Annotated in this window: 20 protein-coding genes, 1 tRNA gene, 2 rRNA genes, 1 pseudogene and 2 riboswitches; of the genes and pseudogenes, 8 read left to right on the forward strand and 16 right to left on the reverse strand. The window is 50.6% G+C overall.

Annotation, left to right across the window (positions count from 1 at the left end):
* Nucleotides 1–48 precede the first annotated feature (48 nt).
* Nucleotides 49–558 carry a YwhD family protein gene (locus tag FCN15_RS18070; protein WP_138496406.1) on the reverse strand — a complete coding sequence of 170 codons (510 nt, stop codon included), beginning with the start codon at nucleotides 556–558 and terminating at the stop codon, nucleotides 49–51.
* Nucleotides 559–681: 123 nt separating this feature from the next.
* Between FCN15_RS18070 and FCN15_RS18075 the strand changes: the two genes are divergently transcribed.
* The 5 genes from FCN15_RS18075 to FCN15_RS18095 all read left to right on the forward strand — a co-directional run bounded on the left by FCN15_RS18075 (nucleotide 682) and on the right by FCN15_RS18095 (nucleotide 6,260).
* Nucleotides 682–2,682, forward strand: coding sequence for a M1 family metallopeptidase (locus FCN15_RS18075; RefSeq protein ID WP_203232178.1), 2,001 nt, complete (start codon nucleotides 682–684; stop codon nucleotides 2,680–2,682).
* Nucleotides 2,683–2,695: 13 nt separating this feature from the next.
* On the forward strand, nucleotides 2,696–3,520 hold the full coding sequence (locus FCN15_RS18080; protein ID WP_138496371.1) for a hypothetical protein: 825 nt from the start codon (nucleotides 2,696–2,698) through the stop codon (nucleotides 3,518–3,520).
* A gap of 247 nt (nucleotides 3,521–3,767) precedes the next feature.
* Nucleotides 3,768–3,907: riboswitch (cyclic di-AMP (ydaO/yuaA leader) on the forward strand.
* A 5-nt stretch (nucleotides 3,908–3,912) separates the two neighbouring features.
* The gene (locus tag FCN15_RS18085; protein WP_138496373.1) at nucleotides 3,913–4,407 is read left to right on the forward strand and encodes a C40 family peptidase; all 495 of its coding nucleotides are present in this window, start codon (nucleotides 3,913–3,915) and stop codon (nucleotides 4,405–4,407) included.
* Between the two features lie 308 nt (nucleotides 4,408–4,715).
* A riboswitch (cyclic di-AMP (ydaO/yuaA leader) is annotated at nucleotides 4,716–4,853 on the forward strand.
* Nucleotides 4,854–4,857: 4 nt separating this feature from the next.
* Entirely contained in the window at nucleotides 4,858–5,334 is a 477-nt protein-coding gene (locus FCN15_RS18090; RefSeq protein ID WP_138496375.1) for a C40 family peptidase, read from the forward strand.
* A 416-nt stretch (nucleotides 5,335–5,750) separates the two neighbouring features.
* On the forward strand, nucleotides 5,751–6,260 hold the full coding sequence (locus tag FCN15_RS18095) for a GNAT family N-acetyltransferase (RefSeq protein ID WP_138496377.1): 510 nt from the start codon (nucleotides 5,751–5,753) through the stop codon (nucleotides 6,258–6,260).
* A gap of 147 nt (nucleotides 6,261–6,407) precedes the next feature.
* On the opposite strand, the gene FCN15_RS18100 is transcribed toward FCN15_RS18095, so the two are convergent.
* Nucleotides 6,408–6,707, reverse strand: coding sequence for a 4a-hydroxytetrahydrobiopterin dehydratase (locus tag FCN15_RS18100; RefSeq protein WP_138496379.1), 300 nt, complete (start codon nucleotides 6,705–6,707; stop codon nucleotides 6,408–6,410).
* An 82-nt stretch (nucleotides 6,708–6,789) separates the two neighbouring features.
* A complete protein-coding gene (locus FCN15_RS18105; protein WP_138496380.1) occupies nucleotides 6,790–7,083 on the reverse strand; it encodes a hypothetical protein in 294 nt (97 codons plus the stop codon).
* 178 nt (nucleotides 7,084–7,261) lie between these two features.
* Here FCN15_RS18105 and motA point away from each other — a divergent pair, with 178 nt between their 5' ends.
* Entirely contained in the window at nucleotides 7,262–8,062 is an 801-nt protein-coding gene (gene motA, locus FCN15_RS18110) for a flagellar motor stator protein MotA (RefSeq protein ID WP_138496382.1), read from the forward strand.
* Complete coding sequence (gene motB / locus FCN15_RS18115) at nucleotides 8,046–8,876, forward strand: flagellar motor protein MotB (protein WP_138496384.1); 831 nt, start codon at nucleotides 8,046–8,048, stop codon at nucleotides 8,874–8,876. The genes motA and motB overlap by 17 nt, the downstream gene beginning before the upstream one ends.
* A 149-nt stretch (nucleotides 8,877–9,025) precedes the next feature.
* Here motB and rluF read toward each other — a convergent pair whose 3' ends face one another.
* The gene (rluF, locus tag FCN15_RS18120; RefSeq protein ID WP_138496386.1) at nucleotides 9,026–9,730 is read right to left on the reverse strand and encodes a 23S rRNA pseudouridine(2604) synthase RluF; all 705 of its coding nucleotides are present in this window, start codon (nucleotides 9,728–9,730) and stop codon (nucleotides 9,026–9,028) included.
* Between the two features lie 4 nt (nucleotides 9,731–9,734).
* On the reverse strand, nucleotides 9,735–12,032 hold the full coding sequence (locus FCN15_RS18125) for a sensor histidine kinase (RefSeq protein WP_238996743.1): 2,298 nt from the start codon (nucleotides 12,030–12,032) through the stop codon (nucleotides 9,735–9,737).
* Nucleotides 12,033–12,364: 332 nt separating this feature from the next.
* Here FCN15_RS18125 and tadA point away from each other — a divergent pair, with 332 nt between their 5' ends.
* The gene (gene tadA, locus FCN15_RS18130) at nucleotides 12,365–12,856 is read left to right on the forward strand and encodes a tRNA adenosine(34) deaminase TadA (RefSeq protein ID WP_138496388.1); all 492 of its coding nucleotides are present in this window, start codon (nucleotides 12,365–12,367) and stop codon (nucleotides 12,854–12,856) included.
* Between the two features lie 83 nt (nucleotides 12,857–12,939).
* Here tadA and FCN15_RS18135 read toward each other — a convergent pair whose 3' ends face one another.
* The 11 genes and pseudogenes from FCN15_RS18135 to FCN15_RS18185 all read right to left on the reverse strand — a co-directional run.
* Entirely contained in the window at nucleotides 12,940–13,854 is a 915-nt protein-coding gene (locus FCN15_RS18135) for a YitT family protein (protein ID WP_138496390.1), read from the reverse strand.
* 330 nt (nucleotides 13,855–14,184) lie between these two features.
* Nucleotides 14,185–14,328: a small acid-soluble spore protein P gene (locus tag FCN15_RS18140; protein ID WP_138496391.1), complete on the reverse strand. Its 144-nt coding sequence runs from the start codon at nucleotides 14,326–14,328 to the stop codon at nucleotides 14,185–14,187.
* Between the two features lie 205 nt (nucleotides 14,329–14,533).
* Nucleotides 14,534–14,622: transfer RNA gene (locus tag FCN15_RS18145), tRNA-Ser, on the reverse strand.
* A 70-nt stretch (nucleotides 14,623–14,692) separates the two neighbouring features.
* The gene (gene serS / locus FCN15_RS18150; protein WP_138496393.1) at nucleotides 14,693–15,976 is read right to left on the reverse strand and encodes a serine--tRNA ligase; all 1,284 of its coding nucleotides are present in this window, start codon (nucleotides 15,974–15,976) and stop codon (nucleotides 14,693–14,695) included.
* A 123-nt stretch (nucleotides 15,977–16,099) separates the two neighbouring features.
* A complete protein-coding gene (gene pdxT, locus FCN15_RS18155; protein WP_138496395.1) occupies nucleotides 16,100–16,669 on the reverse strand; it encodes a pyridoxal 5'-phosphate synthase glutaminase subunit PdxT in 570 nt (189 codons plus the stop codon).
* Nucleotides 16,670–16,719: 50 nt separating this feature from the next.
* Nucleotides 16,720–17,604, reverse strand: coding sequence for a pyridoxal 5'-phosphate synthase lyase subunit PdxS (gene pdxS / locus FCN15_RS18160; protein WP_203232179.1), 885 nt, complete (start codon nucleotides 17,602–17,604; stop codon nucleotides 16,720–16,722).
* Between the two features lie 150 nt (nucleotides 17,605–17,754).
* A complete protein-coding gene (locus FCN15_RS18165) occupies nucleotides 17,755–19,212 on the reverse strand; it encodes a D-alanyl-D-alanine carboxypeptidase family protein (RefSeq protein WP_138496399.1) in 1,458 nt (485 codons plus the stop codon).
* Between the two features lie 108 nt (nucleotides 19,213–19,320).
* On the reverse strand, nucleotides 19,321–20,778 hold the full coding sequence (gene guaB / locus FCN15_RS18170; RefSeq protein WP_138496401.1) for an IMP dehydrogenase: 1,458 nt from the start codon (nucleotides 20,776–20,778) through the stop codon (nucleotides 19,321–19,323).
* A 268-nt stretch (nucleotides 20,779–21,046) separates the two neighbouring features.
* Nucleotides 21,047–21,136 (reverse strand): annotated as a pseudogene (locus tag FCN15_RS18175) (ATP-dependent Clp protease proteolytic subunit); the annotation flags it as partial.
* Between the two features lie 128 nt (nucleotides 21,137–21,264).
* A 5S ribosomal RNA gene (gene rrf, locus FCN15_RS18180) occupies nucleotides 21,265–21,381 on the reverse strand.
* Nucleotides 21,382–21,613: 232 nt separating this feature from the next.
* Nucleotides 21,614–21,739 (reverse strand): 23S ribosomal RNA (locus FCN15_RS18185); the annotation flags it as partial.

Raw genomic sequence — 21,739 nt, forward strand, 5'->3', positions numbered from 1 at the left:
GACGAGAGCCTTCCCTTCTATTTTTCCAAACAAGTATTCGTCCATTCTTTAACTCAAAGCCGCTTTAAACGTCTCCGGCGTCCGGTCCCACCATTCCTCGTTGTGGCTGACAAGCAGCTTCTTCAGCGCAGCCTTCTCTTCGCTGCCCAGATCATCCAGCATCATTTTGCGCTTTAAGGCATAGTCGAGCTTGTTGACGTGGTCGGCGAGGATTTTCCAGCCGCGTTTGGCTTCGGTATCAATCCACATTTCGCAGGCGGTCGCCCCGCCGTAGCATTTCCCTTCCTCTGTCTGGTCAACGGCCACCCAAACGACCCATACCTGGCGCCCGTTCGGCACGTCTTCCCGGTTCGCAGAGAACTTGATGCCGCGCTCCACCTTGCTCTTCGCATGCATCGCCCCAATGTCAATCTTCGCTTCCCCGCCGTCAATAATGACCGGAGACACGTTGTTCAAATCAATGGAGCCGGCTCCAAACCCTTTGTGCTTGCTCTTCTCATTGCTGCTTATAATATTCAGACTCAGCGGTTTCTTCCCCGCATTCGGCGTGTTATCCATAGTTCCCTCCACGGTTTAAGGCGCTCCAGTCACACCTTGTACATTAAATTTATTTTAACTAATAATCTTCCAAATACAAACATATACATGCTGTAGATGCTTGTCAACGGGAGGTATCAATCTATGTTTGCTCCACGGAAACGGACTACAAAAATCATGCTCTTGGCAGCCGCCCTGCTCCTTCTCGGCGGTTCGTTATGGGGATTAACGAAGCTTCGGGCCGGCCAGCCTGCGTTCTCTTCTGCTCCCGGTCAGGCCAAGCCTTCCCTTACAGACTCGGCGGCATCCCCTTCAAAGGAAAGCGTACAGCAGCCAAGCGCCCAGGTGCTCAGCGACCGCGTCACCGAATACCACATCGACGTGAAGCTTGACGAGCAGACCGGCACGCTCACCGGGACGGAAACGCTCAGCTGGACGCATCCCGGCAAGAAGCCGGTGAATGAAGTGTACCTCCACCTCTATGCAAATGCCTTCTCTTCAGCAGACTCCAGCTTCATGAAGGAATCCGGCGGTGTCCTGCGGGGCGACACCATGCCTGAAGACGGCTGGGGTTCAATTACGATGACCGACCTCCGGACGACAAACGGGATCTCCCTGCTGCACCGCCTCCAGTATGTTCAGCCCGATGACGGCAATGTAAAGGACAAGACCCTGGTTAAAGTCCGCCTGCCGCAAACGGTCCAGGGCGGTGAAACCCTGACGCTGAAGATTGCCTTTGAGGTGAAGCTGCCCAAAGTGTTCGCGCGGATGGGCAAGGCCGGCAATTTCGTCATGGCCGGTCAGTGGTTCCCCAAGATGAGCGTCTACGAACCGGCCGGAACCCGGGGCAGGGCGCAGGAGGGCTGGAACCTGCATGAATATCACGGCAATTCCGAGTTCTATTCCGATTTCGGCATCTACAGCGTGCGCATCAATGTGCCGGAGAAGTACATCGTCGCTGCCACCGGATTTCCGACCAAGCCTGCAGCCGTCAAGGATGCGCGCAAAATCTATCAATTCTACGCCGACGACGTGCATGACTTCGCCTGGGCGGCCTCTCCGGATTTCATTTACGCCGAAGAGCCCTTCTCCTCCGACAGCGTGCCCGGTGTAAGAATCAAGCTTTATCTCGATCCCGCCCATAAAGACCTGAAGGACCGCTATTTCTATGCGGCGAAGACGGCGCTTGCCTCCTACAGCAAAGCCTACGGCTCTTATCCTTATTCCACGTTATCCATCGTCGTGCCTCCGGCAAACGGCAACGGGGCGGGCGGCATGGAGTACCCGACACTCATTACGGCTTTCGGCGCAACCAGTGACTCGCCGGGTTATGATCTGGAGCGGACGGTGGTGCATGAGATCGGCCACCAGTATTTTTACGGCATGCTCGCCAGCAATGAATTTGAGGAGCCCTGGCTCGATGAGGCGTTCACCTCCTACGTTGAAGACAAGCTGATGGAGAAGGATTACGGCGTAAGCCCGAATCTGACGCTCCAGGCGGCCATGATTACTCATCCCCAGTCCCTGGAGCAGGCGGCGTGGAAATACGGCTCTTCACGCAATTACGCGCTCAACGTCTACACCCGGGGCAAGCTGGTGCTGCTGGATATCGAGCGGCAGATCGGCACCAAGCAAATGAACAAGGTGATGAAGAGCTATGCCTTGAAGTACCGGTTCCAGCACCCGTCCACCAAAGATTTTCAGCAGGTACTCGAGAAGGTCACCGGCAAGAGCTGGAGCGATTACTTTGACAGCTATGTTTATGGTGGAAAAATGGCCGATTACGCCATAGACAGCATTCATAACGTCCAGAGGCAGGGGCAAAATGGTGACACGGTCTACGAATCCACCGTATCCATCAGCCGCCGCGGAGCAGCGACCACATCAGTGCCGGTTCTCTTCACCTTCAGCGACGGCCACCAGGTCCTCAAGGTGTGGGAGGGCAAATCCTCTGCGGCTGAATTCAAAGTCCAGTATTCCCAGCCGCTCTCCTGGGTGATGGCCGACCCGGCTTATTCGCTCCTGCTGGAGAATCAGCATATCAACAATTATATGAAGGCTGAAGTGGATCAGACGGTCAGCTTCAGATGGAATCTGGGCATTACCAAGCTCATGGAAGCTGTGCTTGGACTGCTGTCATGGTGAGGAGGATGAAACGATGACGTATATCCGGAGCGGTTGGAGCAGCGCTGTCAAGCAGCTGCCCATTGCAATCCTTCTTTTTCTCTACCGGCTGCTGTGGGGCGTATTTCTGTACAAAACCATTCATTCCGCCATCCTCCCGATTCTCCAGCGGTATCCCGAGCCCGGACCCGGCGAACTGAGCCGGCTGCTCTTCTTTGTCGAGGGCCAGATGGGACTTCAGGACAGCAGCCAGCTGCGGCTCTACGGCGGCCTGCTCGCCGGGATGATGCTGCTCCGCCTCCTCCTTACGCCGCTGATCCGGGCGGGGATTTACCACGGCCTGCTTGAGGAGCGGGACGGCGACGGGGCGGGCTGGCTCTTCTTTGAAGGGATCCGGAAGCGCTGGAAGCCGGTCAGCCTCTTTTTCCTCGCGGAGCTGGTTCTGGGGCTGCTCCCTGCCTGGTGGCTCCTTCCTGAAGGGTACAGACGGTCTATTCTCCTGCTGAACGGGGATCACCATTCCCTCTGGATTAGCGGAGCTGCGCTGCTGGGCTGGGGGCTGTGGTTCTACCTGGTGAAAAAGCTTCTGGAATACGCCCTGCTGGGCTGGCTTTCAGGAACAGGCCTTGCTCCATCCCTTCTGTGGTGCCTGAAGAACCTGGCCAAGGTCATCTGGATTTCACTCCTGCTTGGCGGCCTGACCCTGCTGATCAGCACCCTGTTTACAGCAGGCTCCTGGATCTGGACGGGCATACTCGGACTGATCCTGCACCAGACCTATCCGCTGATCGGCAGCTTCCTGAGTATCTGGCATACGGCCTCCCAGTTCCACTTGTGGAAAGAAGGCTCAAATAAATAAGGGTCCGCGAACAGCCTGCAAGACTTTCTTCTATATCGCTCTCTACTAAGCCTGAGCGGCTGTGCTCGGGCTTTTTCCCCGTTCTCCATCTAGTTAGGGCAGCAAAAATAGGTAAAATAGTGGTTGCCAAATTGCACCTTCTGCTGATACAATGACCTCAACCAAACAAGTAACAACTTTGTAATTCTTTCTTAATTAAGTAGCAGGATTCTTGAAAATGATGTCGAATAACTAGCTTCAGATGCTAATAAAGAATAAGCCTAATCCCCAGGCATCAGGGGAACGGGGGAACCACTTTGGGTGAATTGATCTCGCAACGGAGTGATCATAGGGGGAACCTTCTACCGAATCCTTAAGCTAACCTCGTAGGCATTGGAAGGGGTACACACAGTTTGAAGAAGAAGTTGGCAGCAGTAGCGGTAGGTCTTGCAGTATTGTTCACGTTGGGTTCTGGCAGCGCTTTCGCGGCAGACACCCAGTTGGACAAAGTGGTGGACGGTGCTTTGGGTACAGCTTATAAATCCGGCGGAACAACAACCAATGGTTTTGACTGCTCCGGTTTCACAAGATATGTATACGCAAAGCTCGGCATCACGCTTCCGCATCAATCAGGCGCCCAGTACAAAATGGGTACCGCAGTACAGAAAGGCGAGCTCATCCCTGGCGATCTGGTGTTCTTTAACACCACTGGCAAAGGCGTTTCCCACGTAGGGATTTACGTAGGAGACGGCAAATTTGCTCACGCTTCCTCCTCCAAAGGAGTAACGATCAGCAAATTAAGCGAAAGCTATTATGTCAACCGCTATGTTGGAGCCAAACGCATTATGAGCAATGACGTCTATGAGGCCGTCGCGGACAATTCCGCTGACGATGACAACGTCGAATAAGACGGGTCATCTGCCCGCCCTTTAAATCATTCTTGCCGGAATGGTTTAAAGGTTTTTTTTTGCCCGGAATATCTGCAAGGCTCTTGAACCGGTCTAGGTCCATCCTTCCCGCTGGCGGGCAGGAATAGGACTAAAAGACGATTTTGAGATATTTACCAGAGAAAACGCTAACATTCCTTGCGAATTTCTTAGCGTTTTGTTACACTTAAGTCCGTAATGGTAACAAATTTGTAATTATTGCCGGAAGCCGCAGAAATGGACAAGTTCGTTTACGTCTTATTCGTCCGTAACATTGTCAGGTGCCATCACAAAATAACCAGCCGAATTCCCCGCACCTGGGAAACGGGGGAACCAATCATGGGTGAATTGACCTCGCTATCAGAGGGTCATAGGGAACCTTCGACCGAATCCTCAAGCTAACCTCGCAGGCCTTGGAAGGAGTTTGACATCTTGAGAAAGACTTTAGCAGCAGCGGCAGTGAGCTTGGCTCTCCTCTTATCCGCAGGAACATTAGGAGCAAACACCGCATCCGCATCCACCCTCAGCACAGTTGTAAATTCCGTTTACGGAACCCCTTACAAAATGGGAGCTACCGGGAACGGAGCTTTTGACTGCTCCGGATTTACGAAATACGTGTTTAAGAAGATGGGTGTAACACTGGCACGTCAATCGAAAGCACAGTTCAAACAAGGTACAGCAGTTGCCAAAAGCCAGTTGAAGGCCGGGGATCTGGTGTTCTTCAACACTTTAGGCAGCGGTGTCTCCCATGTAGGGATTTACATGGGCGGCGGAATGTTCGCACATGCCTCCTCTTCAAGAGGCGTCCGCCTGGACAAGCTGAGCAACAGCTATTTTGCCAACCGTTATGTTGGAGCCAAACGCGTGTTAAGCAATTATACTTATACAACTTATGCTGTAGATCTGTAATAAGCTCTGCTCTGCAAGGCCTTCCGCCCTGCCAGGCGGAGGAGCATTCTGCATGTTGTTCTTGTTGGCCGCACGATTCTTGCCGGAATCGCCTGCGGCTTTTTTTTTCTGGTATTCGTTTCTTTCTTGTTCTTGTTCTTGCTCTGTCATTATTCTGTATTTATAACGTGATACTTCTGAAAAAGGTTCCAGCGTGCGGAGGAAATTTTGTAATTATTTTTCCGCAAAGGAAGTCTTGATCAGCACATACGCTTATACCTATGTATTACCCCGCACCGTCTGCCCGAAACAAGGATCAGGGCCTGTTTCAGGGCACTTTTACTTTTGCAATTGCAGCGGTTCTCGGGTACAGTAAACTTGAATCTGCGGCGTCTTTAGCCTGCCTGTAATCTGGTGATCTGACAAGGGGGATGAGTATGAACCAGCAAAGCGGTTATTCCTTTCAGGTGGTACCGATGGAAGAACATCACGGGGCGGAAATCTGCGCTTGGAAGTATGAGCCCCCTTATAATATTTACGGCTGGCTGCCCTGGGAACAGATGAAGGAGCTTGGGGTGGAGTTCGGAGATCCGCAGATCCGCCGGGAGCAGTATGTCTCCTTGCTGGATGAGCAGGGGGAGCTGTGCGGATTTGCGCAATATTTTCCTATGGTCGGGGTGATCCGGCTTGGCATCGGCATGAAGCCTGAACGGTGCGGACACGGCCGCGGTGCTGCCTTTGTGGGTGCCATCGTTAAGGAGGCGGTCCGCCGCTTTCCGGAGCATGAAATTGATCTGGAAGTGCTGACCTGGAACAACCGGGCGATCCGCGCCTACCAGAAAGCCGGTTTCTCCATTACCGATCTGTACGAGCGGCAGACTCCGTCAGGGATGAAGCCTTTTTACTGCATGGTGTATCAGCCTTCCGGATCCACTTCCCGTCCTTAAGTTCTCTTAATTCCCGCTCAATAAAAAAGAAGCGCACCCTCCGTACAGGTTGATGCGCTTCTTGGCGTGAAGTCTTGTGCATGATGCTATTGGGGTGATGCTCTTGGCATGATGGCCGGGCGGCCATGACGTAAGATTATTCAACATTTAATCCGGACTGTTCATTCTATCATAAGCTTCGTTATACTGCTGAGCTTCTTTAATATCTACGCCAGTGATGCCGCCTTCCTCCCAGGAAGTTAACCGAAGCGTAACCACCTTGTAGTCTATAGTGATAAAAGGATGGTGGTCAAAAGCCTCCGATATCGCCGCGACCTCCGCTACAAAAGCAATGCCCTTCATATAACTGGAGAAATTGAACTTCCGGACGATCCAGCGCCCTTCCTCCTGCTTCCAGCCTTCCAGCTTCTCCAAATGCGCTTCGACCTCTTCAGGTGAAAATGGCATTTCGATTCCTCCTAACTATCCCATCATTTTATCATTAAGACTGAGGAAAAGCCATCCGTTCCGCAAAGCGCACACACCACTTTTAAATAAGTGAAATCGTGGTCAGCTCTTCTTCGCCAATTAAAACGTTTATTCTGTGGACAGCCCCGTCATGCATGACAACTGCGCTTCCTACAGTGATGACAGGCTCTTCGCCAAGGCCGTAAAAGAGGTCCTCCGCAAGCGCTTCCCATACTTCCCGGCGGTCCTCCTGCGGCAGACGCTCCCAATCCTCCGGTTCCATCTCGAAGAAAATATAACTATCCGGTACAGCCGCCATAGCCTCCGTTAATTCTGCCAATATCAAAGCATAATCCCTGCCGTGTTTAACTCCCATGTTCGTACCCCTCTCCTGCTGATGTTCCAGCTTTTGGTCATTCTTCATTATACCCAAAAAAATGCCTTAAAAAATAACAGAAATCTGTCGATAAAAAAGATAAAGCATTTCGTGTTTCACTTCCCGGAAGGATGCCGGGAGGATAGAAAGATTCAATTCTCATGGATGAGGTGTAGGAATGGAAATTTCAAGTATAATCGGTATAGTCTTAGGTCTGGTCGCTCTCATTGGCGGGATGTTCCTGAAAGGGGCTCCGGTCTCCGCTCTGAACAACCCGGCTGCATTTGTCATCATCCTTGTGGGAACCATGGCTTCCCTGTTCGTTGCCTTCCCAATGTCCGATATGAAGCGGGTACCCAAGCTGTTTAAAGCCCTGCTGTTCCCTAAGAAGATGCTCAGCAAGAGCGAGATCATCACGATGTTTACCGAGTGGGCCTCCATTACCCGCCGGGAAGGTCTGCTGGCACTGGAGAGCAAAGTCGAGGAAATTAATGATGACTTCCTGCGAAGCGGTATGCGGATGATTATAGACGGTAACGATCAGGAATTCGTCAGTGATGTCTTGGCGGAAGACATTGCAGCAACAGAAGAACGGCACCGCGCGGGAGCCCTGATCTTCTCCCAGGCCGGTATGTACGCTCCAACGCTGGGTGTACTCGGCGCGGTTATCGGTCTGATCGCCGCTCTCGCGGATATGAGTGACATGGAGAAGCTGTCTCACGCTATCGCGGCTGCGTTTATCGCAACCCTGCTCGGTATCTTCACCGGTTACGTCCTTTGGCACCCGATTTCAAATAAACTAAAACGTATGTCCAAAGGTGAAATTGAAATCCGCCTGATGATGGTAGAAGGACTTCTGTCCATCCAATCCGGGGTATCTACCATTGCTATTCAGCAAAAATTGTCCGTATTCCTGACACCGGCCGAACGTGCAAAACTTCAGGATAAGGAGGCGGACAGCGGTGAGCAAAAAGAATAAGAAGCACGAGCATCACGAAGAGCATAACGACGAAAGCTGGCTGCTCCCGTACTCCGACCTTATGACCCTGCTCCTTGCCCTGTTCATCGTTCTCTACGGTATGAGTACGGTTGACGCCAAGAAGTTTGAAGAGATGAGTGAAGCTTTTAATGCTGCCTTAACGGGAGGGGTCGGCGTTCTGGATCAAAGTACTCTCAACGGCACGACCAAGAACACCCCGACCAAAGAACAAGATAACCAGAACACAAGCACACCTGTTACAAGCACGCAGAGCATGAGCCAGCTTCAGAAGCAGAATGCGCTCCGCAAGCAGGAGCAGGAAGATCTGGAGAAGCTGAAGCAGCAGCTGGACAATTATATCAAGCAGAGCGGTTTAACGTCCCAGCTGAGCACCAAGCTGAACCAGTCCCAGCTGCTGATTACGATCAGTGACAACGCCCTGTTCCCTTCCGGCAGTGCGACCGTCAAGCCGGATGCGCAGGTGCTGGCCAAATCACTGTCCAGCATGCTGGAGAAGTTCCCGGACTATGAAGTCCTGATCTCCGGTCATACGGATAACGTTCCGATTGATAATGACGAATTTGCATCAAACTGGGATCTGAGCTTTGCCCGGGCCCGGAATTTCATGGAGATTCTGCTCCTGAACAACAAACTTGATCCTAAAATGTTCAGCCCGATCGGCTATGGTGAATATCATCCGGTTGCCGACAATAATACAGAAACCGGCAGAGCAAAGAACCGGAGGGTTGAAATCTCGATTATCCGTAAATATCAGGATCCGGACAGTCAAGTCTCGATTTCTTCTACACCTTAAGTGATCGCGGCATGGACTCGCAGCCTTTTATACAGCCACTAAAGCAAGAAAGCCCGGGACTTTGCGTCCCGGGCTTTCTTTTGTCTTATGTGACAACTGCAATTGATTAAACCCTGCTGATGTTCCATTGGCAGGCTACTGCTGCCAGGCTACTGCAGCTTGTAATTCAGCTGTTTGCCAAGCTCCTGCTTCTCCTGCGGCGTGAGGTCCCGCCACTCCCCTGATTTCAAATTGCCCAAATGGATATTCATAATCCGGATCCGCTGAAGCATCCGCACGTTGTAGCCTAAAGCAGAGCACATCCGGCGGATCTGCCGATTCTTGCCTTCCGTTAAAATAATCCGGAAGACCCGCTCGGAGATTCGCGTTACTTTGCAGGGCAGCGTCATTTCCCCCAGAATCTTCACGCCCTCCGACATGGCCTGTATAAACCTTGGCGTTACCGGTTTATCTACCGTTACAATATATTCCTTCTCATGCTTGCCTTCAGCGCGAAGAATTTTATTCACAATGTCTCCGTCGCTTGTCATCAGAATCAGTCCTTCTGAGTCCTTGTCCAGACGGCCGATCGGGAAGATGCGCTGCACATGCCCGACAAAATCGACGATGTTGCCTTTTATATGATGCTCGGTTGTGCTTGTAATCCCTACCGGTTTATTCAAGGCGATATAGACACCTTCTACCGGTTTGGCTGTGAGCCGCTGCCCGTTTACTCTTACGTCATCGCCATCCTCCGCCTGGCTTCCCAGCACCGCCACTTCTCCGTTGATGGTTACCTTGCCGGCTTCGATCAGTTTATCTGCCTCCCGGCGGGAGCAGAACCCCGTCTCGCTAATCCATTTATTGATACGCAATCGTTTAACCCTCCTGACTTGCACTACTGCCTGGATGCGGGCCCGGCCGTCCATCCGGATCTTCGCTTGAAGCTTCCGCCAGCGGCAAAGTAATGGTGACCATCGTCCCCCATCCGACCATGCTGTTAATATTAAAGGTCCCTCTGTGGGTTTCGATAATCCGCTGACTGATCATCAGCCCCAGGCCTGTCCCTTTCTCCTTGCTTGTATAGAACGGCTCGCCGAGCTTGGAGATCTTCTCGAAGGGGATGCCTTCTCCTTCATCAATAATTCCAATTAAGGCCTGCCCGCCCTCTTTAATGACCTTTAGACCGATTCCGCCGCCGCGCGGCATAGCTTCCATGGCATTCTTCAAGATATTAATGAATACCTGCTTGAGCTGATTCTCTTCGCAATGCACAATGACCGGGTCCTTCGAGAAATCACTAACAAACTCTATGCCGTGCAAATGAGCTTCGCTGTCGAGCAAAGAGATCACATCGCCCAGCACATACCTGATATCCTTATCCTGAAAATGACTCGCCTGCGGCTTGGCCAGAATCAAGAACTCACTGACTATAAGATTAATTCGGTCGAGTTCAGATAGCATAATATCCACATGCCGGGAATTGAATTTCTTTGTCTGCTGCTGCAGCTGGAGGAACCCCCGCAGCGTCGTGAGCGGATTGCGGATTTCATGCGCCACTCCCGCCGCAAGCTGTCCGACCGTCGTCAGCTTCTCCGAGCGCCGCAGCAGCTCCTGCATCCGGTTATGCTCGGTCATATCTCTTGAAATCGTGATATAAGCAATGATGGTTCCATTTTTATTGAAGACCGGAGAATGGCTTATGCTGACCTCAACCTCAGTTCCATCCTTCCGCAGCCGGAGGGTCTCCTCCCACGGCAGCTGTTCTCCTGAAGCGAGCTCCCTCTCCCATTCCTCCCATTCTTGCCATTTGCCGCTGGGAACAAACGGAAGCTCACGCCCGGCGATCTCATCTTCCTTCCAACCATACAGCTGTGCAAACGCATGATTGACCCGGAGAATCCGCCAATTGGGATCGGATAAATGGATGGCATCTGCGGTCTGGTTAATGACAGATTCCAGGTATTCCCGCATGGAGCGGTTCTCCAGATTTATTTTCTCCATTTTGGATGTGTATTCGCTTAAGCTCTCAGCCAGCACATTAATGTGGTTGGCCAGCAAGCCAAACTCATCGCGGTTCTTCAGCTGGAGCAAGGGTCCAAACCGGCCTTTGGACATCTCTTTCAGCTTCGCAAGAATGCTTCTGAACGGCCGCATCAACCACCCTGCAGTAATATAGACCACCAGCAGCAGCACCAGCAGCGTAATGACTAAGGCCAGAATGTGGACCTTTAAGTAAGAACGGAGCTCGGTTAGAAGCGGATCATAGCTGTAAACCATTCGCAGAACATAAGCCGGCCCTTCCAGCGGGGTAACCGGGACATAACTTTGCAAATAGTGTTTGCCGTTCAGAGTAAGGTCAGTGACCAGGCCCGGTCCTCTTTGTGCTGCCTTGATGCGTTCATCCACAGCCGGATCGGGGAATTGAAAGCCTCCATACAGCACCAAATCTCGAAAAGAGTCGTTTCTCTCCATCAGCCGAAGTTCATTCCGCTCTATCCTGAGACCCGTGATTTCCAGGATCGTGGAATCATTCTGCTTCAACAGGTTCATAGCCGCGGGTAATCCCAGCCGTGTTAAATCCCGGTTCGCATCATCAGGCCGTATAAATACATTGACCATATAATTGCTTCTTCCATCATAGTAAAAACCCATCCGGTCCTCTGACTGCCATGTTCCGGTAATCTGACTGTAGGTATCTGTCCAGTGAGGGCCATGATCCTGCGGGCCTGGAGGATGGGCGAATGGTTGAAAGTACGACGAGGGAACATCTGCATAGTTATTCACAGGCTTGCCCAAACGCAGAGGATCTGTGGACAGTCCGGCCTGCACTTGGCTATCTTTCATATATAAAAGGGAAAAACCGCTTACGCCTGTCCTTCGGCTCAAATCGGTCAGCTGGTTTAATGTCACCTTCGACCAGTCCGATGCAAGCTCCCCGGCAGCTGTTTGTGCGGCTCTATATAAATCTTTCTCCATATCTTGTTCAGCATAATTCGAGCCAAACCGGCTTTGTTCCAGCGAAACCGCGGCCTGCCGTGTACCTGAAATCAGTCTGGATTCATAGTCCCCGCGAAGGGTATTCCTGCCATGATTATATACAAGAACCATATTTAACAGCACCATGGCTGAGAGCGAAACAAACAATAACAGGATCATCTTTCTTTTGATCGACAAGCTGCCCGCACCTCCAGACTCAGACTCAGGATGGCTAATATTGGTTCACTCTAACATGATACAATTTTCGACGGCATTTGCCTATAGATTGATAAGCCTATTCACGAAGATTACAATGGAATCAATCGGCTGGGGCCTTTTGCAAGGATATTCATCACTCATCAACATTTTGTCCACAGATTGTGCACAATTCCACAGAATTTATTAGACCTTGTTAGTAAAAATGTGCATAAAACCACTCTTATCCACAGGTTTATCAACATCATGTTAACAAACGAATAAATGTTCGTTGGATAATATCCACAAAATGAAGCAAGGAGCTGTTTGCAAGCATGTCTGAAAAAGAAGTCCTTCTCTCCTCATCAGAAGAGTATTCCGATGAATACTGGATGCGCTTCGCCATAGAGGAAGCCCGCAAAGCGGAGGCCATTGGCGAGGTGCCTATCGGGGCCGTAGTCGTCAAAAATAACGAGATTATCGGCCGCGGCCATAATCTTAGAGAAACCACGCATGATTCTACCGCTCATGCCGAAATGATCGCAATCCGCCAGGCCAGCGAGGCCCTTGGCGCCTGGCGGCTGCTGGACTGCAGGCTCTATGTGACCCTCGAGCCCTGCCCCATGTGCGCCGGAGCGATCGTCCAGTGCCGGCTTCCCGCCGTCGTCTATGGAACGGCCGATCCGAAGGCCGGCTGCGCAGGCACCCTGATGAATCTGCTGCAAGAGCCTCGCTTTAATCACCGGACAGAGGTGCTGTCCGGGGTGCTTCAGGAGGAGTGCAGCTCCATGCTCAGCGAGTTCTTCCGCAGGCTGCGCCGCAGGTAGCGCCGCAGAGCCGCAGAGTCGCAGATAACAAAGAGCCCGCACCGGGGCTGATTCCCTGGTGCGGGCTCTTAATATCGTTATTTTTAATGGATATCCCGTTTCTTGAACCGCCCGCCCTTGACGTCATGAATGTTGCCGACTGCCAGAAAGGCGTTTTCATCAAAATGATTCACAATCTCTTTCAGCTTCGCTTCTTCCAGACGGGTAATCACACAGAAGATCACTCTCTTCGGATCTCCCGAGAATCCGCCTTCGCCTGATAGGTAAGTAACTCCCCGTCCAAGACGGCTTAGAATCGCATCCCCGATGTCCTGAATCCGATCACTGATAATCCATACCGATTTCGACTCATTTAAACCATCCACCGTAATGTCAATGGCTTTAGAGGCAATATAGTAAGCTAAAATAGAAAACAACGCCGAATTCCAGTTAAACACAAATCCCGTACTGCCGAGAATAAACAGGTTGAACACCATAATAATTTCACCAACGGAAAAAGGAAGCTTCTTCGCCAGCAAAATTGCAATGATCTCCGTTCCGTCCAAAGACCCGCCAAAACGGATGGCAATACCCGAGCCTAAACCAAGCAGGATACCGCCGAAGACAAAGGCAAGGAGCGTATCCTCTACTACGCCGTCTACATGGTGGAGCAGAACGGTGACCGTCGACATGACAATGATGCCAAGCAATGTGGATAACGCAAACGTTTTACCGATCTGCTTGTAACCGATAAGAAGGAAGGGAATATTGAGAATAAACAGGAATAAACCGAGGGACCAGCCGCTAAGATGGGCGACAATTACCGCTATACCGGTAATGCCTCCGTCTGTAATGTTATTGGGAACTAGAAAAAGCTCCAGTGCTACGGCATAAATCACCGCGCCGACCATAATGAACAGGCACCTGGCCAGAATACTGGCCAGCGAACGCCTGTTATGCTGCTTTGGAGGAAGCGATGCAGCCTGCAAGCCTTGTTCGCCATTTGCAAGATGGAACATTTTATAACACTCCTTTTCTATAAATTTTGGATCTCATCCCCATTTCTTCTGTTCTATACAGGATTCATAACCTGAAGGTTACATTTATCCCTACTCTATTATTATGACATTAAATTGGCCTGATGTCCTCCGTTAAGTTGCTTTACATGAATATAAATTTAACAAAATGCAATTACCAGTATAATTCCGCTAGCAAGGATAACATTTATGTACAGTAAAATAGGCCGGCTAATGCCGGCCCGGCCCACTCAAACTTCCTTCTCAATTCCGCTTGAACCGCACAGCATAACGCCGCTTCCCTCAGATGAAGAAGCGGGCCGATCCGGTTTATTAACCTTCCGGATTGTTATGGTCGACGTGATTCCGGTTCTTCACTTTCTTGGAGCCTGACAGCGGCTCGGGACCTCCGCTGCCCTTGCGCCGTTCCTGTTTAGGCTGTACGCCTGGTACAGGCATGCTTCTTGGTTTGCTCATCGTTAAGCCCTCCTCCGTGTTCACAGAACCATTATTGCCTATCCATGTAAAAGGGACCGCGGCAGCAAAGACATGCGCCTTCTCCCCGCTTCCCTTCCTTAGTAACATGCGGAGATTAGGCGGGTTCTATACCAAGCGCAGGATGGAGTGCCATTAAAAATCAAAAACCGCAGTCCCAAAGGACTGCGGCGCTAATGTGTATGTATGGCGGAGAGAGTGGGATTCGAACCCACGTGGGCTTGCACCCTAACGGTTTTCAAGACCGCCCCGTTATGACCGCTTCGGTATCTCTCCAATAAAATCTTCATCGTTAAGAACAACGTAACGAATTAGATTTTATCATATCACTAAGGTAATATCAAGTTTATTTCTTCTTGGTAATGTGTGTAATGCTGCCCATGTACGGACGGAGCACTTCCGGAATTTCCACGCTGCCGTCCTCCTGCTGATAATTCTCCAGAATAGCGGCAACTGTGCGTCCTACAGCCAAGCCGGAGCCGTTCAGCGTATGCACGAATTCCGGCTTCGACTTTGGATCAGGGCGGAAACGGATGCTTGCCCGGCGGGCCTGGAAATCCTCTACATTCGAGCAGGACGAAATCTCGCGGTACATGCCGCTCTCCGGCAGCCATACTTCCAGATCATACGTTTTGGCAGCTGTAAAGCCCATATCCCCCGTACACAAGCTCAGCACCCGGTAAGGCAGATTCAGCAGCTGCAGCACGCGTTCCGCATTGCCTGTCATTTTCTCCAATTCTTCATAGGAAGTATCAGGGTGAACAAGCTTAATCAGCTCTACCTTATTGAACTGGTGCTGACGGATCAATCCGCGTGTATCGCGTCCGGCCGCACCCGCCTCAGAACGGAAACAGGAGCTGTAAGCCACATAATAACGCGGCAAATCGGCGCCATCCAGGATCTCATCGCGATGGTAGTTCGTAACCGGTACTTCAGCAGTTGGGATCAGATAATAATCGCTGTCCGTTAATTTGAACAAATCCTCCTCAAACTTAGGAAGCTGCCCGGTTCCATACAGGCTGTCCCGATTAACGATATACGGCGGCAAAACCTCTTCATACCCATGCTCGTTGCTGTGCAGATCCATCATAAAATTAATCAAAGCACGCTCAAGACGCGCCCCCAAACCTTTGTAGAACGTAAACCGGGAACCTGTGACCTTCGCCCCCGCTTCGAAATCCAAGATCCCTAGTTCAGAAGCAATGTCCCAATGCGCTTTAGGGGTAAAAGAGAACTGGCGCGGCTCGCTCCAGCGGCGCACTTCCACATTATCTTCCTCAGAAGCACCTACAGGTACGCTTTCGCTCGGAATATTCGGAATGCTCATCGTCAGCTGGTCGATCTGCGTCTCCAGCTCCCGCACTTCTTCATCCAGCTCTTTAATACGGTCGCCAACCTGGCGCATCTCCGCAATCAGGTCATCCGCATTCTCTTTCGCTTTCTTCAGCTTGGCCACTTCGCCCGAAACGACGTTGCGGCGGTTCTTGAGCTGTTCGCTCTCCTGCAGCAGCTCCCGGCGTTTCTCATCCAGCTTTGGAAAGTCAGCGATCAAATCGAGCGATTTGCCTCTCGCTTTAAGAGCGGCTTCTACACGACCGTAGTCATTACGCAAAATTTTGACATCCAACATGGGTTACCCTCCTAAATCAGAACCATAGGCATAAAGTAAAAATTCAAGGCAAAAGGAGCGGAATTGCCCCCGCCCCTCTATTGTGCCGCCAGGCAGGTTCTTTCTTCCCTCTGATCGGTGAAATTACCCGCCCTTTATCATATCCAAGAAATATTGATGCAAAGAGAAATCATCGGTAAGCTCCGGGTGGAAGGAGGTCACAAGGATTTTACCCTGTCTGGCCGTTACAACCTCATCCTTGTACGTACACAGCACGTCCACTTCAGGACCTGTCTTCGTAATCAAAGGCGCACGGATAAAAACAGCCCGAACAGGATTATCAATCCCCTTCACGTCCAAGTCCGTCTCAAAGCTCTCCCGCTGACGGCCAAAGGCATTACGGGAAGCCGTAATATCCATCAAACATAAATGCGGCTCTTCTCCGCCTTCGATGGATTCGGCCAGAACGATCAGACCAGCGCAGGTGCCGAACAGACCCTTGCCTTCAGCCGCAAACTGACGGATAGGTTCGATGAAGCTGTATTTTCTCATCAGCTTGCCGATTGTGGTGCTTTCCCCGCCGGGAATGATGAGTCCATCAAGCTCTCCGAGCTGTTCTGCATGCTTAACCTCTACACCTTCTGCGCCAGCAGCTTCAATGCTTCGTATATGTTCCTCAACGGCGCCCTGAAGCGCCAACACTCCGATCTTCATGAAGGTACCTTCTTTCTCTCTAAACAGCTGTTTTGGTGATACCCTTCAGCTTACCAGCCGCGCTGGGACATACGCTCGTTCGCTGCCAGTGTGGAAATTTCAATCCCTTTCATTGGTGTACCCAGGTTCTTGGATACTTCAGCGATCAGTTTGTAGTCCGTGTAATGCGTTGTAGCTTCAACGATCGCACGTGCAAATTTCTCAGGATTTTCCGATTTGAAAATACCGGAGCCTACGAATACGCCGTCAGCACCCAAATGCATCATCAAAGCAGCGTCTGCTGGAGTTGCAACCCCGCCTGCAGCGAAGTTTACGACCGGCAGTTTGCCATTTTCATGAACTTCAAACAGCAGTTCGTAAGGTACGCCAAGGTTTTTGGCTTCGGCATACAGCTCGTCCTTCGACATGTTCTGCACTTTACGGATCTGGCTGTTAATCAGACGCATGTGACGTACAGCTTCAACAATGTTGCCTGTTCCCGGCTCGCCCTTCGTACGGATCATGGAAGCTCCTTCACCAATCCGGCGCAGCGCTTCGCCCAGGTCTTTAGCACCGCAGACAAAAGGTACCGTGAATTCACGTTTATCAATATGGTAAACCTCGTCAGCAGGGGTCAAAACTTCACTCTCATCGAGATAGTCAACGCCCAAGGACTCCAGCACTCTAGCCTCTACATAATGTCCGATGCGGGCTTTGGCCATAACCGGAATAGATACCACATCTTTTACTTGTTCAATAATAGTAGGATCGGCCATACGCGCAACCCCGCCTGCTGCACGAATATCGGAAGGTACACGCTCCAAAGCCATAACCGCAACGGCACCTGCTGCTTCAGCAATTTTCGCCTGTTCAGCATTCATGACGTCCATGATGACGCCGCCCTTTTGCATTTTTGCCATGCCTCTTTTAACTGTAGGTGTTCCTGTCTTCATAATTAACCTCCCGTTATATAGATCATTTACTCCCTATGGCTCTTTACACCTGCGGAGAATAAAAATTCCATCCTTTAATCTAACTTTAAATTTTACATGAAACCTGCTCAATATACAATCATTGAAGTCGGATTTGAGCCGTTATATTCAGAGTTAGAACAAGTTTTTAACGCTGCCGAACAGATCATGGAAGAAGTCGCCGATGGCGCGCATGAACAGCTTGAACCAGCCTGCCTTCTCCACCTCTTGCGACGTTACCAAGTTAACGGTTCTTTGGATTGGAGTATTGGAGCCTTGTACTTTATAAGAATAAGTGGCTGTGCCGACTTTTGTGCCGCTTTTCACCGGTGCTGTAAGCTCTTTGGTAGTCAGGTTTACAGTAACGGACGGAGCGCCAGTAACGTCTTTAGGAAGAACAAAATTAACGTCCTGGTCGGTCACAAGCGGTACAGAGGTCTGTTTGCCCTTCTTCACGCTTACGGTTTTGGCGGAATCAATGGTCGACTTAGCCGGAATGGTTTTCTTGATCTCAAAGTTATTAAAGCCGTAATCCAGCAGCTTCGCTGTTTCCGTAAAACGGGTCGCCTCAGTGCTCGCCCCCATGACCACGCTGATCAGCCGTACCCCGTTGCGGACAGCAGTACCAGTAAAGCACTGGCCGGCAGCCGATGTATGGCCTGTCTTCATCCCGTCCAGACCCTCGTAGGCGAACTGCTTCAAATACGTATTAGAAGCATTGGCCGGCAGCATCCAGTTATAGTTGATGATCGGATCTGTATCCCGGTCGCGCAGCTTATAGGAAGGAATCGTTGTAAATTGGGAAAAATCCGGATGATCGTCAACAATGTATTTAGCCAAAATAGCCGCATCCATCGCCGACATTACCGTTTCCTTTGTACTGTCAGGCCGGTAGGCTTCCGGCATATCCGCAATGCTTAGACCCGTTGAGTTGGCAAAATAAGCCGTCGGCAGGCCCATCCGCTTGGCCTCGTCATTCATCATTTTCACAAAGTTTTGTTCTGTTCCGCCCACCAGCTCAGCCAAAGCAACCGTAGCATCGTTGGCAGAGCCTACAGCCATCGCGATGTACAGCTGCTTGACAGTATATTGTTCACCTTGTGCCAAAAATACCCGCGAACCGATCTGCTCCGCTGCATTCTCTTTTACAGTGACCATGTCATCCCAGCTGAGCTTGCCCTCTTTAACCTGCTCCGCGACAATATATTCGGTCATCATCTTTGTCATGCTTGCAGGCGGAAGCGCCTCTTCGCTGTTAAAGGAGTACAGGATCTGGCCTGTTGTCGGCTCCAGCAAAACCGCTGATTTCACCGCAAGCTGAGGCACAATCGGCATAACAACCTCAGCTGCAGTGTCTGCAGCAGGAGCTGCCGCTGTATTAGAGGTATTTGCCGAAGTATCTGCAGACGTATTCGTTGTAGTTGCAGCATTAGTAGTTGATGTATTTGCATCCGACCCTTCAGCCATGGAAACCGCAGGGGCGGCAGTCAGCATCTGAATTAATAGAATAATAGCAACAGCTCTCTTAAACTTGCGCTGTTTGGTCCATTTTTGCTTGGTATCCGTTGATTTCAAAACATTTACTCCCTTCATCTTCTCTTTTAAACTGTTTTCTATTCTATCACAGGCCATACAGCAAAAAAAAGACAGACCAGGCGTTCTATGCCCGGTCCGTCCTAGCAGTTATTCCCACTCTTACGATTATAAGGAGTAGTTTGGAGCTTCCTTCGTAATTTGTACATCATGCGGATGGCTTTCACGCAGACCTGCACCCGTAATCCGCACAAACTCCGTATCATTTTGCAGTTCTTCCAGCGTCTTGGTTCCGCAGTAGCCCATACCGGAGCGGAGTCCGCCGATCAGCTGATGAATAGTGTCAGACAAAGGCCCTTTGTAAGCCACGCGGCCCTCAATGCCCTCTGGTACGAGCTTCTTGTCATCGTCCTGGAAGTAGCGGTCTTTACTGCCCTGCTTCATGGCTGCCATGGAACCCATACCACGGTAGACTTTGAATTTACGGCCTTGATAAATCTCCGATTCGCCTGGGCTTTCATCCGTACCGGCAAACAAGCTTCCGAGCATCACAGCATGCGCACCAGCCGCAATTGCTTTCGTAATCTCACCAGAGTACTTGATACCGCCGTCAGCAACGATAGGTACACCATATTCACGGGCAACCGTTGCACAATCGTAAACCGCTGTGATCTGCGGTACGCCGATACCTGCAATGACGCGGGTTGTACAAATGGAACCTGGACCAATACCAACCTTAACGATGGAAGCGCCAGCTTCAATCAGTTCGCGGGTCGCTTCACCAGTCGCAACGTTGCCGGCCATAATGGTCAAATTCGGGAAACGCTCCCGCAGGCTGCGAACCGCATCAATAATATTGATATGGTGACCATGCGCAGAGTCAACCGTGATCAGGTCCACACCCGCCTTAACGAGAGCGTCTGCACGATCAAATGTATCTTTGGAAATGCCAATAGCAGCACCGACTAACAGACGGCCCTGTGCATCTTTTGCAGCGTTAGGGAACTGAATTGCCTTCTCAATATCTTTAATCGTAATAAGTCCTTTAAGGACATTGTTATCATCAACAAGCGGGAGCTTCTCGATTTTGTGCTGCTGCAAAATAATTTCCGCTTCCTGAAGGGTCGTCCCGACCGGTGCAGTCACCAGATTTTCTTTGGTCATCACTTCGCTGATCTTGATGTTGTAATCATGAATAAAGCGCAGGTCACGGTTTGTAAGAATACCAACCAGCTTCTGCTGCTCGTCCACAATCGGCACACCGGAAATGCGGAATTTGCCCATCACGCGTTCAGCATCGGATACCAGATGATCTGGTGTCAAATAGAACGGGTTGGTAATTACGCCGCTTTCCGAACGTTTAACCCGGTCAACTTCTTCGGCCTGCTGCTCAATTGGCATATTCTTATGGATAATGCCGACGCCGCCTTCACGCGCAATAGCAATCGCTAAAGCTGCTTCCGTCACGGTATCCATGCCTGCACTGATCAGCGGAATGTTCAGCTTTACGCTGCTGCTCAGCTGCGTGGACACATCCACCTCTTTAGGCAAAGTCACCGACTTACGCGGAATCAGCAAAACATCGTCAAACGTTAATCCTTCTTTAGCAAACTTGTTCTCCCACACCTCAAAAAATCCTCCTTAAATGATCGCTCTATTTTCCTTACAAAAGCCGATTTCCCTAATAAAATAAACCCGGGCTGCACCCTTGCAAAAATATATTATTGCAATCTTAGCAAAGGGGATATGGGCTGTCAAGGCTATGAGAATCCGTCAAAGACAAAGCTCACAGCAAGCGAACTTGTGTCTATGTAGGGTGCACATTATTACAGGTTTTATCAAAAAAGAAAGCCTTAACCCCGCCAGGTTAAGGCTCTGTGATGCAAGGTCACCCTTAGCAGATGACCTTGTCGATGATTCCATACGCCTTAGCTTCCTCCGCTGAGAAGAAGAAATCTCGGTCCATATCTTGTTCAATCTGTTCGGATACCGACAATACGCAGGGTAACGCTTGCTGACGGTCCTCCAACTATTTAGAAAAATATGTTCAACAAAATACGTAAGAAACGCAAAAAGACACAGTTCCATTTATGGAGACTGTGTCTTTAGATTGCTTGGCGGCTTCCTACTCTCCCAGGACCCTGCGGTCCAAGTACCATCGGCGCTGGAGGGCTTAACGGTCGTGTTCGGGATGGATACGTGTGGAACCCCTCCGCCATCGCCACCAAACATGATTTTTCGGAGCCTCCGCTCCTCGAAATCGCTTCGAGAAAATATCAACCATCTTCTCTTTCATGAAATTCGGTCGATCACGAATCGTGCCGATGAATTTCATGAATACTCAGGTTTGATCACCTGAAAACTGGATACGAAACAATATTTTCGAATTAGATGTTCTCGGGGTCCCCGCAAAGTATTCGGAATCCGCTGCGAAGCTTCTTCTTCACTTTGTGGGGTCCATTTGGATAAGCCCTCGACCGATTAGTACTGGTCAGCTCCATGCATTGCTGCACTTCCACCTCCAGCCTATCTACCTCGTCGTCTTCAAGGGGTCTTACTAATTGGGAAATCTCATCTTGAGGGGGGC

The sequence above is a fragment of the Paenibacillus pinistramenti genome (genome assembly GCF_005869875.1).
Taxonomy (GTDB): Bacteria; Bacillota; Bacilli; order Paenibacillales; family Paenibacillaceae; genus Fontibacillus; species Fontibacillus pinistramenti.

What these genes read in the sequence shown, in the direction of transcription:
- FCN15_RS18070 (WP_138496406.1), bottom strand. Translation starts at nt 558, where the DNA reads ATGGATAACACGCCGAATGCGGGGAAGAAACCGCTGAGTCTGAATATT.
- FCN15_RS18075 (WP_203232178.1), top strand. Translation starts at nt 682, where the DNA reads ATGTTTGCTCCACGGAAACGGACTACAAAAATCATGCTCTTGGCAGCC.
- FCN15_RS18080 (WP_138496371.1), top strand. Translation starts at nt 2,696, where the DNA reads ATGACGTATATCCGGAGCGGTTGGAGCAGCGCTGTCAAGCAGCTGCCC.
- FCN15_RS18095 (WP_138496377.1), top strand. Translation starts at nt 5,751, where the DNA reads ATGAACCAGCAAAGCGGTTATTCCTTTCAGGTGGTACCGATGGAAGAA.
- FCN15_RS18100 (WP_138496379.1), bottom strand. Translation starts at nt 6,707, where the DNA reads ATGCCATTTTCACCTGAAGAGGTCGAAGCGCATTTGGAGAAGCTGGAA.
- FCN15_RS18105 (WP_138496380.1), bottom strand. Translation starts at nt 7,083, where the DNA reads ATGGGAGTTAAACACGGCAGGGATTATGCTTTGATATTGGCAGAATTA.
- motA (WP_138496382.1), top strand. Translation starts at nt 7,262, where the DNA reads ATGGAAATTTCAAGTATAATCGGTATAGTCTTAGGTCTGGTCGCTCTC.
- tadA (WP_138496388.1), top strand. Translation starts at nt 12,365, where the DNA reads ATGTCTGAAAAAGAAGTCCTTCTCTCCTCATCAGAAGAGTATTCCGAT.
- FCN15_RS18135 (WP_138496390.1), bottom strand. Translation starts at nt 13,854, where the DNA reads ATGTTCCATCTTGCAAATGGCGAACAAGGCTTGCAGGCTGCATCGCTT.
- FCN15_RS18140 (WP_138496391.1), bottom strand. Translation starts at nt 14,328, where the DNA reads ATGAGCAAACCAAGAAGCATGCCTGTACCAGGCGTACAGCCTAAACAG.
- serS (WP_138496393.1), bottom strand. Translation starts at nt 15,976, where the DNA reads ATGTTGGATGTCAAAATTTTGCGTAATGACTACGGTCGTGTAGAAGCC.
- pdxT (WP_138496395.1), bottom strand. Translation starts at nt 16,669, where the DNA reads ATGAAGATCGGAGTGTTGGCGCTTCAGGGCGCCGTTGAGGAACATATA.
- FCN15_RS18165 (WP_138496399.1), bottom strand. Translation starts at nt 19,212, where the DNA reads ATGAAGGGAGTAAATGTTTTGAAATCAACGGATACCAAGCAAAAATGG.